General features: G+C 66.4%; 13 protein-coding genes. 4 read left to right on the plus strand and 9 right to left on the minus strand.

Annotated features, from left to right (window positions below):
* Positions 1-6: 6 nt before the first annotated feature.
* Positions 7-696, minus strand: a complete 690-nt coding sequence (locus tag AC5P9F_RS07315) for a glutathione S-transferase family protein (RefSeq protein ID WP_005409266.1) — start codon at positions 694-696, stop codon at positions 7-9.
* A gap of 183 nt (positions 697-879) precedes the next feature.
* Complete coding sequence (locus tag AC5P9F_RS07320) at positions 880-1089, minus strand: cold-shock protein (protein ID WP_004153307.1); 210 nt, start codon at positions 1087-1089, stop codon at positions 880-882.
* Between the two features lie 301 nt (positions 1090-1390).
* Here AC5P9F_RS07320 and AC5P9F_RS07325 point away from each other — a divergent pair, with 301 nt between their 5' ends.
* Complete coding sequence (locus tag AC5P9F_RS07325; RefSeq protein ID WP_005409265.1) at positions 1391-1879, plus strand: YaiI/YqxD family protein; 489 nt, start codon at positions 1391-1393, stop codon at positions 1877-1879.
* A gap of 6 nt (positions 1880-1885) precedes the next feature.
* On the opposite strand, the gene AC5P9F_RS07330 is transcribed toward AC5P9F_RS07325, so the two are convergent.
* Positions 1886-2764: a pseudouridine synthase gene (locus tag AC5P9F_RS07330; protein WP_308680489.1), complete on the minus strand. Its 879-nt coding sequence runs from the start codon at positions 2762-2764 to the stop codon at positions 1886-1888.
* A gap of 125 nt (positions 2765-2889) precedes the next feature.
* On the opposite strand from AC5P9F_RS07330, the gene AC5P9F_RS07335 reads away from it, so the two are divergent.
* From AC5P9F_RS07335 to AC5P9F_RS07345, 3 genes are all read left to right on the plus strand, one after another.
* Complete coding sequence (locus AC5P9F_RS07335; RefSeq protein ID WP_308680487.1) at positions 2890-3438, plus strand: YaeQ family protein; 549 nt, start codon at positions 2890-2892, stop codon at positions 3436-3438.
* Positions 3435-4619, plus strand: a complete 1185-nt coding sequence (locus tag AC5P9F_RS07340) for a BaiN/RdsA family NAD(P)/FAD-dependent oxidoreductase (protein ID WP_111150549.1) — start codon at positions 3435-3437, stop codon at positions 4617-4619. Before AC5P9F_RS07335 ends, AC5P9F_RS07340 begins: the two co-directional genes overlap by 4 nt.
* Before the next feature lie 91 nt (positions 4620-4710).
* Positions 4711-6780 carry an EAL domain-containing response regulator gene (locus AC5P9F_RS07345; protein WP_005413024.1) on the plus strand — a complete coding sequence of 690 codons (2070 nt, stop codon included), beginning with the start codon at positions 4711-4713 and terminating at the stop codon, positions 6778-6780.
* 107 nt (positions 6781-6887) lie between these two features.
* On the opposite strand, the gene fabV is transcribed toward AC5P9F_RS07345, so the two are convergent.
* The 6 genes from fabV to queA form a co-directional block, all read right to left on the minus strand.
* Positions 6888-8147 carry an enoyl-ACP reductase FabV gene (fabV, locus tag AC5P9F_RS07350; RefSeq protein ID WP_308680485.1) on the minus strand — a complete coding sequence of 420 codons (1260 nt, stop codon included), beginning with the start codon at positions 8145-8147 and terminating at the stop codon, positions 6888-6890.
* A 697-nt stretch (positions 8148-8844) separates the two neighbouring features.
* Positions 8845-9825, minus strand: coding sequence for a protein translocase subunit SecF (gene secF / locus AC5P9F_RS07355; protein WP_005409259.1), 981 nt, complete (start codon positions 9823-9825; stop codon positions 8845-8847).
* A 16-nt stretch (positions 9826-9841) separates the two neighbouring features.
* Complete coding sequence (gene secD, locus AC5P9F_RS07360) at positions 9842-11698, minus strand: protein translocase subunit SecD (RefSeq protein WP_043035689.1); 1857 nt, start codon at positions 11696-11698, stop codon at positions 9842-9844.
* Positions 11699-11759: 61 nt separating this feature from the next.
* On the minus strand, positions 11760-12104 hold the full coding sequence (yajC, locus tag AC5P9F_RS07365; RefSeq protein ID WP_171968734.1) for a preprotein translocase subunit YajC: 345 nt from the start codon (positions 12102-12104) through the stop codon (positions 11760-11762).
* Positions 12105-12237: 133 nt separating this feature from the next.
* Positions 12238-13368: a tRNA guanosine(34) transglycosylase Tgt gene (gene tgt / locus AC5P9F_RS07370; protein WP_005409256.1), complete on the minus strand. Its 1131-nt coding sequence runs from the start codon at positions 13366-13368 to the stop codon at positions 12238-12240.
* 177 nt (positions 13369-13545) lie between these two features.
* Complete coding sequence (gene queA, locus AC5P9F_RS07375; RefSeq protein ID WP_012479927.1) at positions 13546-14613, minus strand: tRNA preQ1(34) S-adenosylmethionine ribosyltransferase-isomerase QueA; 1068 nt, start codon at positions 14611-14613, stop codon at positions 13546-13548.
* Positions 14614-14666 lie beyond the last annotated feature (53 nt).

Here is a 14666-nt window from a genome sequence, read left to right on the forward strand (position 1 = left end):
CCCGCCTCAATTGCCGCTGAGCGCCTGCAGATGACCGCCGTGGGCCTCGGCACGCTGGTAGGCCGGGCGCTCGCCGATACGCTTGAGGAAGCCACGCAGCGCCGGCTTGTCGTCGAGGCCACCGCCGCGCGCGGCGGCCGCCTGGATCGGGAAGCTCATCTGGATGTCGGCCGCACTGAAGCGTTCGCCGGCGAACCATGGGCTTTCAGACAGGCGGCGCTCCATCCAGTCCAGGTGCAGGCGCCGCTGTGGGCCGATGAAGCCACGCTCGGCCTTGTCGGCGATGCTGCGCGCAATCGGGCGGGCGAAGAACGGCATCGGCGCGTTGCGGATGCGGCCCATCACCAGGGTCAGCAGCAGCGGCGGCATCGCCGAGCCTTCGGCGTAGTGCAGCCAGTAGCGGTAGGCGATGCGCTCGGCGCCATCAGCCGGCATCGGTGACGGCGACAGCTGGCGTTGGGTGTCATAGCGATCCGCGAGGTAGTCGAGGATGGCACCGGACTCGGCCAGTACCAGCTCGCCATCCTGCAGCACCGGCGACTTGCCCAGCGGATGCACGTTACGCAGTTCGGGCGGTGCCAGCAGCGTCTTCGGATCGCGGGGATAACGGCGCAGTTCGTAGTCCAGCCCCAGCTCCTCCAGCATCCACAGCACACGCAGGGAACGGGAGTTTTCCAGGTGGTGGACGATGCGCATGGGGATGATCCTTGGGGAGGCCTGCATCGTACCGCGCCAGCTGCATGCCCTTTGTAGAGTCGAGCGTGCTCGACTGCTTTCCAGAGACAGTCGAGCACGCTCGACTCTACAAAGCAGCAGGCAATAAAAAACGCCGGAAGCTTTCGCTTCCGGCGTTCTGGCTACCAAACGGTAGCAGACGGATTAGACCGCCTGCACCTGGTCAGCCTGCATACCCTTCTGGCCCTGGACGGCGATGAAGGTAACCTTCTGGCCTTCCTGCAGGGTCTTGAAGCCGGTGCCCTGGATGGCACGGAAGTGCACAAACAGGTCCGGGCCGCTTTCCGGGGTGATGAAGCCGAAGCCCTTGGCGTCGTTGAACCACTTGACGGTGCCGGTCTGACGATCAGACATTTGACTAACTCCTGAAACACATGTTGAAAAAATCGCAGCCACCGGGTATCGGGGCCGAGACTGAGTTGCAGGCGTTGGTAAAGCGGATCGATGAGCGGATCGTGAGATCAACTGCACCAGGCCACGATTCACGGTGACCCTAGCAAACACAGTGGGACGAACGATACGCGTGTTTTCTGCAAAAAGCGATAGCCCGGACGTTCATCGGCTGGCCCCGCCCGCTAGACGTGACAAGGGCTGGCAGCCGATCGAGGCTAACCCCGAGTCCCCATTCAGGATTTTCCTACCCTACACTGGGTAAATGACTGAAGCTGAAACCCAAGCTGAACCCGCCCTCCCCCGCATCTGGGTGGACGCGGACGCCTGCCCCACCGTCATTCGCGACATCCTGTTCCGTGCCGCTGAACGCGTTGGGATCGAACTGACCCTGGTTGCCAACCAGTGGATCCGCACCCCGCCCTCACGCTGGCTGCGTTCGATCCAGGTGCCCCAGGGCCTGGACGTGGCCGACAGCGCCATCGTCGAACGGGTCGCTGCCGGAGACCTGGTCGTCACCCAGGACATCCCGCTGGCCGCGCTGGTGCTGGAGAAGAAGGCCGTGGCGCTGAACCCGCGCGGCCAGCTGTACACGCCGAACAACATGGCCGAGCGGCTGTCGATGCGCAATTTCATGGAAGAACTGCGCGGCGCCGGGGTCCAGACCGGCGGCCCGCCGCCACTGGGCCAGCGCGACCGGCAGCTGTTCGCCGCCGAGCTGGACCGCTGGCTGGCGCGGCGCCCGGTTCGCTGAACGGCCCTACCCGCTCTGGGCGGGCAGGCACAGGCGGCGCTGGCTGCTGAACCGCCGCGGTTCCCCGGTCAGCGGATCATCGAAGGCCAGCACCTGTGCCAGCAGCTGCAGTGCAGGCTCGGCGCTGCCCTCCAGCCGCGACTGCAGCTGCGGGTAAAGGTCGTCGCCCTCGATCGGTGCGCCCAGCGCGGCCATATGCACGCGCAGCTGGTGCTTGCGACCGGTTTCCGGCTTCAGCCGGTAGCGCCAGATCGGCCCTTCGGCCTCGATCGGCTCGATCAGGCTGCGCGCATTGGGCTCGCCCGGCACTTCGGCCATGCGGAAGAACGGCTCCCCCGGCACCAGACGACTGTCCCGCAGCAACGGAAACGCCAGCCCGGGCAGCGCCGGTGCCAACGCCTCATAGGTCTTCTCGATGCGCCGCTCGCGGAACAGCCGCTGATAGGCATCGCGCGTGGCTGCCTGGGTCGAGAACAGCACCAGGCCGGCGGTCAGCCGGTCCAGGCGGTGCAACGGCGCCAGTTCGGTGTTGCCGGTGCGTGCGACCAAGCGCGACAGCAGGGTTTCGCGCACATACCCACCGGCCGGCGTTACCGGTAGGAAGTGCGGCTTGTCGGCCACCAGCAGGTGCGCATCCAGATGCAGGATGGTCTCGGCGAAGGGAATCACCGGCTCGTCGGCAACCTCGCGGAAGTACTGGATTTCCAGCCCCACCTGCCAGGGCATGTCCGGCGCCAGTGCCCTGCCCTGCGCATCCTGCACACGGCCTCGGGCGAAGCGGTCCTGCCATTGCGCGCGACCGATGCTCGGGAAACGCGCGCACAGGCCATCGAGCAGGCTGGGCCAGTGGCCGGGGGGCAGCTGCAGGTGGCTGGGCAGGGTCATGGCGTCCATTCCGGCCACGGGAAAGAGCGCCAAGAGTGCCACCGTTGACACTGCGCAGACAGCCCGGCAACGGACACCCTTGGAGCAAACCTCTATCATTGACGTCTTTAGTCCACGGATCCCCCATGGCTCTTACCGCCACCATCCGCAAGGCCGAACTGCAGATCAGCGACATGGATCGCGGCTACTACGCGACCCACAACCTGACCCTGGCCCAGCACCCGTCCGAGACCGACGAACGATTGATGGTGCGCCTGCTCGCCTTCGCGCTGAACGCCGGCGACCGCCTGGAATTCGGCCGCGGCCTGAGTACCGACGATGAGCCGGACCTGTGGGAACACGACTACACCGGCGACATCCTGCAATGGATCGACCTGGGCCATCCCGACGAAACCCGCATCCGCAAGGCCAGCAACCGCAGCCGACAGGTGCAGGTGGTCAATTACGGCGGCAACGCCTCGGAGATCTGGTGGGGCAAGCAGGGCAAGGGCCTGGCGCGCTTCGACAACCTGTCGGTGGTTGACCTCGATGGTGCCTTCGTCGAACTGTGGGGCCAGCAGATCCAGCGCGCGATGCGCTGGAGCGTGCTGATCCAGGACGGTGAAGTGCAGCTGCTCAACGATCAGATGCAGCTCGACGTGGTCCCGAACTGGCGCAAGCGCGCCAAGGCATGAGCACGATCCGTTGCGACGTGGTGGTCATCGGCGCCGGCGCGGCCGGGCTGATGACCGCGATCACGGCTGGCCAGCGCGGCCGCCAGGTGCAGGTGATCGACCATGCCAACAAGGTCGGCAAGAAGATCCTGATGTCCGGCGGTGGCCGCTGCAACTTCACCAACACCGGCACCACCCCGGCCAACTTCCTGTCGGCCAACCCGCACTTCTGCAAATCGGCGCTGGCGCGCTACACGCCCTGGCACTTCATCGAGCTGGTCAGCAAGCACGGCATCGCCTATCACGAAAAGGAGCTGGGCCAGCTGTTCTGCGACATCTCGTCCAAGCAGATCGTGAAGATGCTGGTGGACGAATGCCAGGCGGCCGGTGCCCAGATCCGCACCGAATGCAGCGTGCAGCGCATCGAGCACGGCAGCGACGGGTTCCGCGTGCACACCACGCAGGGCCTGTTCCACTGCGCCTCGCTGGTGGTTGCCACCGGCGGCCTGTCGATTCCGAGCATGGGCGCCACCGGCTTTGGCTACGAGATTGCCCGCCAGTTCGGCCATCAGGTGCTGCCGACCCGCGCCGGGCTGGTGCCGCTGACGCTCAGCGGCAAGCACCAGGAACGGCTGGCCGACCTGAGTGGTGTCGCCCTGCCGATCGAGGCGCGCTGCAACGGCAAGAGCTTCCAGAACTTCATGCTGCTGACCCATCGCGGCGTGAGCGGCCCGGCGATCCTGCAGATCTCCTCGTTCTGGCAACCCGGCGATGCGCTGGAGCTGGACCTGCTGCCCGGCCAGGATGCCGGCGAGTGGCTGCGCCAGATGAAGCGCGAGCGCCCGGCCGCCGAGCTGCGCACGGTGCTGGCCGAGGTACTGCCGAAGCGGCTGGCGCAGCGCCTGTGCGAGCACTGGCTGCCCGACCGGCCCGTGCGCCAGCTGGACGAGCCGGTGCTGCGCCAGGCCGCGCAGCTGATCGGCGCGTTCCCGCTGGTGGCCAGTGGCACCGAGGGCTATCGCACCGCCGAAGTCACCCTGGGCGGCGTGGATACCGCCGAGGTGTCGTCCTCGACGATGGAATCCAAGCGCGTACCCGGCCTGCATTTCGTCGGCGAGGTGCTGGATGTGACCGGCTGGCTGGGCGGCTACAACTTCCAGTGGGCCTGGGCCAGCGGCCACGCGGCCGGTGGCGTGGTGTGAACCAGATCGCCGTTCGATGCGTGCAAAGGGCGCGCGCATGGACGGTTCGCCGCGCATCGTGTATCTAGATTCGCAGATTGGGGAGCAGTGCATGCAGAACGCGAACGACATCACCATCCGCCTGCTGATCGTCGATGACAGCGGCGAGAATGCCGAAGCCATCGTCAGCACGCTGCGCAACAGCGGCATCGCGGTGCGCCCTTGGCGTCCACAGGATGCGGCCGAGCTGTCCCAGGTGCTGTCCAGCCAGGCCATCGACCTGGTGCTGGCGTCCCCCTCGCAGGGCATCCCGCTGCCGCTGGTGGCCCAGCACATCGCCGCCAGCGGCAAGGACATTCCGCTGGTGCTGCTGGCCGATCGCATCGACGAGGACGAGCTGGTGCAGGCCAGCAGCCACGGCATCCGTGCCCTCGCCCTGCGCCAGCGCTCCGAGCATCTGTTGGCCGTGGTCCGCGACCAATGGGTGGACCTGCAGGCCCGTCGCGGCCTGCGCCGCATCGAAGCGCAGATGCGCGAGACCGAGCGCCGCTGCGATGCGCTGATCGCCTCTTCGCGCGATCCCATCGCCTACGTGCACGAAGGCATGCACATCCGTGCCAACGATGCCTACCTGGAAATGTTCGGCTACGAGCAGTTCGACGACATTGAAGGCATCTCGCTGCTGGACATGGTCGCCGCGCAGCATGTGGAAGGCTTCAAGCAGCTGCTGAAGGGCCTGAGCCGTGGCGAGGCGCCGCCGCCGCAATACCAGCTCGATGCCCGCCACGAGGATGGCAGTACGTTCGCGGCAACCATGGAATTCACCGCCGCCACCTACGAAGGCGAATCCTGCCTGCAGGTGGTGCTTCGCCGCCGCATGGAGTTCGATCCGGAGCTGGCCCGCGAGGTCGAGGACCTGCGCCAGCGCGATCAGGTCACGGGCCTGCTCAACCGCCCGACCTTCATGCTGCAGCTGGAAAGCGCAGTGGCACAGGCCGGGCGCAGCGAAGGCCAGTTCGGCCTGCTGCTGATCGAGCCGGACCACTACGCGCGCCTGCTGCCGGACATCGGCCTGGCCTCGGCCGACGCGCTGATCGGCGCCCTTGCCGGCCTGCTGGCCGAGGTCGTTGGCGAGGACGCGCAGCTGGCCCGTTTCGGCGAACACAATTTCGCCGTGCTGCAGGCCGGGCCCTACGCGCAGACCGTGGCACTGGCCGAGCGCATCCGCGAAGCGTATGCAGCGCATGTGTTCAGCATCGGCGCGCGCTCGGCCACGGTGACGGTCAGCATCGGTGGCGTGCAGGTGGGCGAGAAGATCGCCAGCATCGGCCAGGTGCTCGCACGCGCCAGCGAGTGCACGCATGCCGCCGCCGAACTGGGCAATACCTGCCGCATCTTCGACCCGGCTGCGGCCGACCGCGTCGAGGAAGAACGCGTGCTGCGCTGGGTCACCCGTATCCGTGAAGCACTGGCCGGCGACGGCTTCCAGCTGCACTACCAGCCGGTGCTGAACCTGCAGGGCGAGCCGCTGGAGCTGTACGAGGCCTACCTGCGCCTGGAGCACAACGGCGAACTGCTGAGCCCGACCGCGTTCCTGGGCATCGCCGAGGAGTACGGCCTGCTGGCGGAGATCAACCGCTGGGTGGTTTCGCAGGCCATCGCCGTACTGGGTCAGCGCGCACGCCAGGGCCATGCCACCCAGGTTCTGGTGAAGGTAACGCCGGAATCGTTCGACGACCCAGAGATGATCGCCACCCTGCGGCGCGAGCTGCAGGCGCAGGGCGTGCCCGGCGAACGGCTGTGGCTGCATGCGCCGGAAGCGAAGGTGTTCACCCACCTGCGCAGTGCGCAGCAGTTCCTTGCCGAAGTGGCGCCACTGGGCTGCCGCATCGGGCTGGAGCAGTTCGGTTCGGGATTGGACTCGTTCCAGCTGCTCGCCCACTTCCAGCCGCAGTTCCTCAAGCTGGACCGCGGTTTCACCAGCGATCTGGCGGCCACCCGCGAGAACATCGACCGCATCAGCCAGATCACCGCACGCGCGCAGGAGGCCGGCATCCGCACCATCGCCGAGTTCGTCAGCGACGCCAATTCGATGACCCTGCTGTTCAGTGCCGGCGTGGACTACGTGCAGGGCGACTTCGTCGGCCCGGCGCTGCCGGAGATGGGGTTTGAGTTCGGGTGACCGGGGTAGTGCCGGCCGCTGGCCGGCAGCCTTTGGTACCCAGGGTTGCCGGCCAGCGGCCGGCCCCACCAAAAGAGAAGGCCGGCTTTCGCCGGCCTTTTCATTGATCAGGTCATGTCGACCAGATTATCGATCTTCACGTCCGGATTGACGTCGGCCTCGTAGTCGACACCCTCCACGCCAAAACCGAACAGGCGCAGGAAGTCGGCCTTGTAGCCGGCCAGGTCGCTGATCTCGTACAGGTTCTCATTGGTGACCTGCGGCCACAGCGCGACCACCTTGCCCTGCACGTCTGCCGCCATTTCCTTGTAGTCGGCACGCAGGCGGCCTTCCTCGTCGACCAGCGCGACGGTATGGCCATCGCCATCGACCAGATCGTGGCGCAGGCGATCGATCGCCACGCCGTCGGCCTTGCCGCCGTAGAGGATGTCGTACAGCACGCCCAGCTGCTCGATGCAGCCTTCGTGGGTGCCCTTTTCCTTCATCACCTTGAACAGGAGCGACAGGTAGAGCGGCATGGTCGGAATGGCCGAGCTGGCCTGGGTGACCACGGCCTTCAGCACCGACACGCGCGCGTCGCCGCCGATTTTCGCCAGCTTCTCGCGCAGGCCCAGCACCTTGGTGTCCAGGTCCTTCTTGGCGGCGCCGATCGAGCCGTTCCAGTAGATCGCCTGGGTGATCTCTTCGCCCACGTAGGTGAAGGCCGTGGTGGTGCAGCCGTTGGCCAGCACGCCGGCGTCGGCCAGCGCGTCGATCCACATCTGCCAGTCTTCGCCACCCATCACCGCGACGGTGCCAGCGATCTCTTCCGGGGTAGCCGGCTGCAGGGTGGTTTCCGTGATTACTTCCTTGTCGGTATCCAGGCCGCGCAGGGTGATCGGCTCGCCGATCGGCTTAAGCGTGGAGCTGATGACTTCACCGGTCTTGGGGTGCTTGCGACGCGGCGCCGCCAGGCTGTAGACGACCTGGTCGACCTGGCCGAGATCGGCCTTGATCATTTCGATGGTCTTCGCCTTCACTTCATCGGAGAAGGCATCGCCGTTGATGCTCTTGGCGTACAGGCCGGCTTCGTCGGCGTACTTGTGGAACGCAGCCGAGTTGTACCAGCCCGCGGTGCCCGGCTTGGATTCGGTACCCGGGCGCTCGAAGAAAATGCCCAGGGTCGCGGCGCCGCTGCCGAAGGCAGCGGTGATGCGCGCAGCCAGGCCGTAGCCGGTGGAGGCGCCGATCACCAGCACGCGCTTGGGGCCGTTCTGGATCGGCGGACGCGCGCGGATGTAGTCGATCTGCTGCTTGACCGCGGCCTCGCAGCCGGTCGGGTGGGTGGTGACGCAGATGAAGCCGCGGACGCGCGGTTTGATGACCATGGATACCTCGGGTTGGCAGATGCGGCGCACGGGGCGCTCAGCAGGAATACGGGTGCGCGCCTGCGCGCGCGAACCGCAGGATCGTAGTGCGCGGGGGCCGAATGCACAACCGACGCTGGCGTAGGGTGGGGTTTGTTTTGCAGGGTTGCACCCTGCACCCGCAGAGGCCTGAGCAACGGCCAGAGCCAGAGCAACGTCAAAAGCTGGGTTCCTGGGGGTGGGCGGGGTGGGTCCGGTTGAGGGGGACGCTGCAAGTACGTCCATGTAAGCTCGGTCGCCGCATCCATGCGGCTCACGCCCCCTCAACCGGACCCACCCCGCCTTCGACAGACTTCCGCGATCTGTTGGAACGGCGTGCGGCCTTGGTAGGTGTCGACCTTGGTCGACACGGTTGAATTCATTCGATATCTGACAGATGTGTCGACCAAAGTCGACACCTACCGACAGCCGCAGGAATCTGTCAAAGGTGGGGCGGTGTCGGAGTGCGGGGTGTCAGCCGCATGGATGCGGCTGCCAAGCCTACACGGACGTACTTGCGGCGTCCCCGCACTCCGACACCGCCCCGCCCAACCACGGAATGCACGCTGTTGCTGTTGCCGGCCAGCGGCCGGCACTACCGCGGGTGCAGGGCTGCAAGCCCTGCACACAAAAAACCCCGCTTGCGCGGGGTTCTCTGTGTGCTGCGTGCAGCAGGCGTTTACGGGCGACGGGCCAGGGCCTCGACGTCCTTCGCCTTCGGCAGCAGGTCCTGCTTGCTGACACGCAGGAAACCGATCGTCAGCATCGGCACCGCCACCAGGATCGAGGACAGCACCACGATCACCGCACCGATCATGTGCGTCTCGGCCAGGCCTTCCATCGAGCTGCCGCCGTACATGTACAGCGCCAGCGCCGACAGGAAGAACATCACCGCGGTGATCACCGTACGCGACAGCGTCTGGTTGATCGAACGGTTCAGCACTTCCATCGAGTCCACGCGCAGGCTGCGGAAGTTCTCGCGGACGCGGTCGAAGACCACGATGATGTCGTTGATCGCAAAGCCCATCACCGACAGCAGGCCGGCCAGCACGGTCAGGTCGAACTCACGACCCAGCAGGGACACGTAAGCGACCGTCACGATCAGGTCGAACATCGCCACGATGCTGGCGGTGACCGCGAACTTCCACTCGAAGCGCACTGCGATGTAGATCAGGAAGCCGGCCAGCATGAAGATGGTGGCGTACAGGCCATTCATCGCCAGATCCTTGCCGATCTGCGGGCCGACGAACTCGTTGCGCAGCACGGTGGCCTGGTTGTCGGCAGAAGACAGCGCCTTCACCACGGCGGCAGCGGTGGCCTTGTCCTCGGCGGCGGCGTCACCGGTACCCGGCGCATGCTCACCGTGCGGGGCCAGGCGGATCAGCAGGTCGGTGTTGCCACCGACGCTCTGGACCTGGGCGCCTTCGAAGCCACTCTGCTCGAGCTTGTTGCGGACCTGCTCGACGTCCACCGGCTTGTCGAAGCGGGCTTCGATCAGGGTGCCACCGGTGAAGTCCAGCGCGTAGTTGAAGCCCTTGATGCCGATGATGGCGACCGAGGCCAGGAACACCACGATGGTGACTGCCATGGCGACATGGCGCCAGCGCATGAAGTCGATCTTGGTGTCGTTCGGGAGGATGTGCAGCGGAAACAGTTTCATTGTGCGTGTCGTCCCGTCAGATGGCCACGTTCTGGAGCTTCTTGCGACGGCCGTAGATCAGCGTCGCCAGCGCACGCGACACGGTGATCGCGGTGAACATGGAGGCGAAAATACCGATGATCATGGTCAGTGCGAAGCCCTTCAGCGGACCGGTACCGAATGCGAACAGCGCCACACCGACGATCAGGCCGGTCAGGTTGGCGTCGAGGATGGTGCCCGAGGCACGCTCGTAACCGGTCACGATCGCGGTCTTGCCCGGCACGCCGGCACGCAGCTCTTCACGGATACGCTCGTTGATCAGCACGTTGGCGTCCACCGACAGGCCGACCGACAACGCCAGGCCGGCGAAGCCCGGCAGGGTCATGGTCGCGCCAAACAGCGACATCACCGCCACCACGATCAGCAGGTTGAACAGCATCGCGATCGAGGTGATCACACCGAACATGCGGTAGTAGACGCTGAAGAACACCAGGGTGAACAGGAACGCGAACACCACTGCGCGCATGCCGTTCTTGACGTTCTCGGCGCCGAGGCTCGGGCCGACCACACGCTCTTCGACGAAGTCCATCGGCGCGGCCAGCGAGCCGGACTTCAGCAGCTTGGCCAGGTCGTCGGCTTCCTTCTTCTGCAGGCCGGTGGTCTGGAAGTTCTTGCCGAACACGCCGTTGATGTTGGCCACCGAGATCACTTCCTCGTTGACCTTGAAGCCACGCACTTCCTGGCCGTCAACCAGAGTCACGGTCGGCACGCGTTCGGTATACACCACCGCCATCGGCTTGTTCACGTTGGCGCTGGTGAAGTCGAACATGCGCTGGCCGCCGACGTTGTTCAGCGTCACGCTGACCGCCGGGGCACCGCTGGTGGAGTCGGTCACCGCCTGCGCGCCGACCATCTGGTCGCCGGTGACGATCACGCGCTTGTTCAGCAGGATCGGACCGCCGCCGTCACGGCGCTGATAGACCTTCGCTTCCGGCGGGATGCGGCCGGAGTCGATGGCGTCCTGGGCATTGCCCTCGACCACCGCGCGGTATTCCAGGGTGGCGGTGGCGCCGATCATGCGCTTGGCTTCGGCAGTGTCCTGCACGCCGGGCAGCTGCACGACCACGCGGTCGGCACCCTGGCGCTGGATGATCGGCTCGGCGACGCCGAGCTGGTTCACGCGGTTGCGCAGGGTGTTGATGTTCTGCTCGATGGCGCCATTGGCGATCTGCGCGATCTCGGTCTCCGGCACGGTCACCGTGATTCGGTTGCCGCTGACGTCGTAGCCGAGCGTCGGCTGCGCCTTCACCAGCGCCGCACGGGCACGCTGTGCGGCGTCATCACCGGCGGACGGGCTCAGGTTGGCCACGATGCTGTTGTCCGCGCGACGCTCCACCGACTGGTACGCGATGCGCGCGTCACGCAGGGTGCTGCGCACGTCTTCAGTGTAGGCGTCCAGGCGCTTGTCGAGGGCGGCCTTCTGGTCGACCTGCAGCACGAAGTGCACACCACCCTGCAGGTCCAGGCCCAGCACCATCGGGCGACCGCCGAGGTTGGCCAGCCAGTCCGGCACGGTCGAGGCCAGGTTCAGGGCCACGGTGTACTTTTCGCCGACGGTGTCGCGCAGGGCGTCGCTGGCAGCGGACTGCGCCTTCAGGTCCGGCAGGCGGACAATCAGGCTTTCCCCTTCCTTCTCGACACCGACGGGGGTGACACCGGCCGTCTTCAGGTCGGCCAGCACACGGTCGCGCAGCGCATCGTCGATCTGCCCGCCACGGTTGGCGGTGATCTGGAGGGCCGGGTCCTTCTGGTAGATGTTGGGCAGCGCGTACAGCGCGCTGAGCGCCAGTACGATCAGGATGACGACGTACTTCCAGCGTGGAAATTCGAGCATTGCTTGGGTCCCGCGCGGCGCCATCCCCGGCGCCGCGGTTGTGCATCGGAAAGGGAGTGGCTTACTGGGCCGACTTCAGGGTACCGGCCGGCAGCACGTTGCCGACAGCGCCCTTCTGCACGCGGATGCGCACGTTGTCAGCCACTTCAATGGTGATGAAGTTGTCGCCGATGTCGGTGACGGTGCCGGCGATGCCGCCGTTGGTCAGCACTTCATCGCCACGCTTGATCTTCTCCAGCATGGCCTTGTGCTCCTTCTGCCGCTTCATCTGCGGGCGGATCATCAGGAAGTACATGATGGCGATCAGGATGACCGGGAACAGCAGCGTGGTCAGGCCCATGCCCTGCGGTTGGCCGCCGGCGGCCTGGGCGTGGGCGGCGGGAATCAGGAAAGCAAGCAGGTTCATCGTTGGTCCTTTGGTTGGGCGGCGCTTCGGCCCTTTCACGGGCACGAGGTGTCGACCGCGGATCTGGGTCAGCCTTGAAGTATGCCACGGCCCCGGGCGTTCGTCCTTGGGCCGTTTGGCAGGGGCGTTCGGGTTACAGGGGCGGGGCCACCGCCCCGCGTGCCGCGTAGAAGGACTCGCGGAAGGCCAGGAAGGTTCCCGCCTCGATGGCCGCGCGGATGTCGGCCATCAGCTTTTCGTAATAGAACAGGTTGTGCAGGGTACCGAGCATCGGCGCCAGCATCTCGTTGCAGCGGTCCAGGTGGCGCAGGTAGGAACGCGTGTAACCGCCGGTGCAGGCCACGCAGCCGCAGCCCGGCTCGATCGGGTCCATGTCCCGCGCGTACTGGGAATTTCGGATGCGAACGGTGCCGAACGAGGTGAAATAGTGGCCGTTGCGGGCGTTGCGCGTCGGCATCACGCAGTCGAACATGTCCACGCCACGTGCGACCCCCTCGACCAGGTCCTCCGGCCGGCCCACGCCCATCAGGTAGCGCGGACGGTCGCTTGGCAGCTCCGGGTCCAGGTGGTCGAGCATGGCGTTGCGCTCGTGCTCCGGCTCGCCCACAGCCAGGCCGCCGATGGCATAGCCGTCGAAGCCGATCGCCTGCAGGGCCTCGGCCGAGCGGCTGCGCAGGTCGGTGTGCACGCCGCCCTGGACGATGCCGAACAGGGCCGCGTCATTGCCCAGCTCGTCATGCGCGTTGCGGCTGCGCTGGGCCCAGCGCAGGCTCAGCTCCATCGACCGGCGCGCCACATCCTCGGTGGCCGGGTACGGGGTGCACTCGTCGAAGATCATCACCACGTCCGAATCGAGCACCTTCTGGATCTTCATGCTCTCTTCCGGGCCCAGGAACACACGGGCGCCGTCGGTGGGCGAGGCAAAGGTCACGCCCTGCTCGGTGATCTTGCGGCGGTGGGCCAGCGAGAACACCTGGAAGCCACCGGAGTCGGTCAGGATCGGGCCATCCCAGCGGCAGAAGCCGTGCAGGCCGCCGTGGTCGGCGATGATGTCCAGGCCCGGGCGCAGGTACAGGTGGAAGGTATTGCCGAGGATGATCTCGGCGCCCAGCGCACGCACCTGGTCCGGCAGGATGCCCTTGACCGAGCCATAGGTCCCGACCGGCATGAAGGCCGGTGTTTCCACCGTGCCACGCGGGAAGGTCAGGCGGCCACGGCGGGCACGGCCATCGCGGGTCTGGAGCTGGAACTGCAGTCGGGACATGGAGCGGTCATTCGGGCAAATAGTTGCTCATTGTCTCCCAAAACCGGCTCGACCGCCCATTCAGGCCTGAACGGCACGGCAGTAGAGCCACGCCATGCGTGGCTTTCCTGGTCTCCAGGCACCTGCAAGTGCGCACCAACGGTGCGCACCCACCACAAGCAGGCAGAGGTCAGCGCCCTACCCCGCCTGCGGGAACAGCAGCATCGCGTCGCCGTAGCTGAAGAAGCGGTAGCGCTGCTCGATCGCGTGCCGGTAGGCCTCGAACACGCGCTCCTTGCCGGCGAACGCGGAGATCATCATCAGCAGCGTGCTTTCCGGCAGGTGGAAGTTGGTCACCATCGCGTCGACGCTGCGGATGCGGTAGCCGGGGGTGATGAAGATCTGCGTTTCGCCGGCAAACGGCAGCAGCTCGCCGTCGCGCATCGCGCTTTCCAGCGCGCGCACCACGGTGGTGCCGACGCCGATCACGCGGCCGCCGGCGGCACGCGTGCGCCGCACCTGCTGCACCAGCTCGGCACCCACGTTCAGCCACTCGCGGTGCATCACGTGGTCCTTCAGGTCATCGGCACGCACCGGCTGGAAGGTGCCTGCACCCACGTGCAGGGTGACGTGCCCGAACTCCACGCCCTTGTCCTTCAGCGCGGCCAGCAGCGGTTCGTCGAAATGCAGGCCGGCGGTCGGCGCCGCCACCGCCCCCACTTCGCGCGCGAACACAGTCTGATAGCGCTCGCGGTCGTCCACGCCCGGCTCGCGCTGGATGTACGGCGGCAGCGGCAGGCGGCCGGCATGCAGCAGCCACTGTTCCAGCGATTCCGGCACATGGAACTGCAGTACGTAGAACTCGCCATCGCGGCCCAGCACTTCTGCTTCACCGCCGGCATCCAGCGCGATGCGGCTGCCGGCCTTCGGTGACTTGCTGGCGCCCACCTGGGCACGTGCCTGCTGGCCGCCCAGCAGGCGCTCGATCAGTATCTCCACGCGGCCACCGCTGGCCTTCTGCCCGAACAGGCGCGCCGGGATCACCCGGGTGTCGTTGAACACCAGCAGGTCGCCCGGCTGCAGCAGCGACGGCAGGTCGCGCACCTGCAGGTCGGTGAAGGCATCGGGCGCCGGCGGTACCAGCAGCAGGCGGCTTGCGGAACGTTCGGCCAGCGGGGCCTGCGCGATCAGTTCAGCCGGCAGGTCGTAATGGAAATCGGACTTCTTCAAGGCAGTGGGCGGCAACAGGTCGACAATGGCGCGCATTGTACGTCCAGCGTCTGCGAGCCGGCGTGCTTCGCGGCGAACGTCGCGGAAAA

Source organism: Stenotrophomonas sp. YJH_SMC_4, assembly GCF_059371575.1.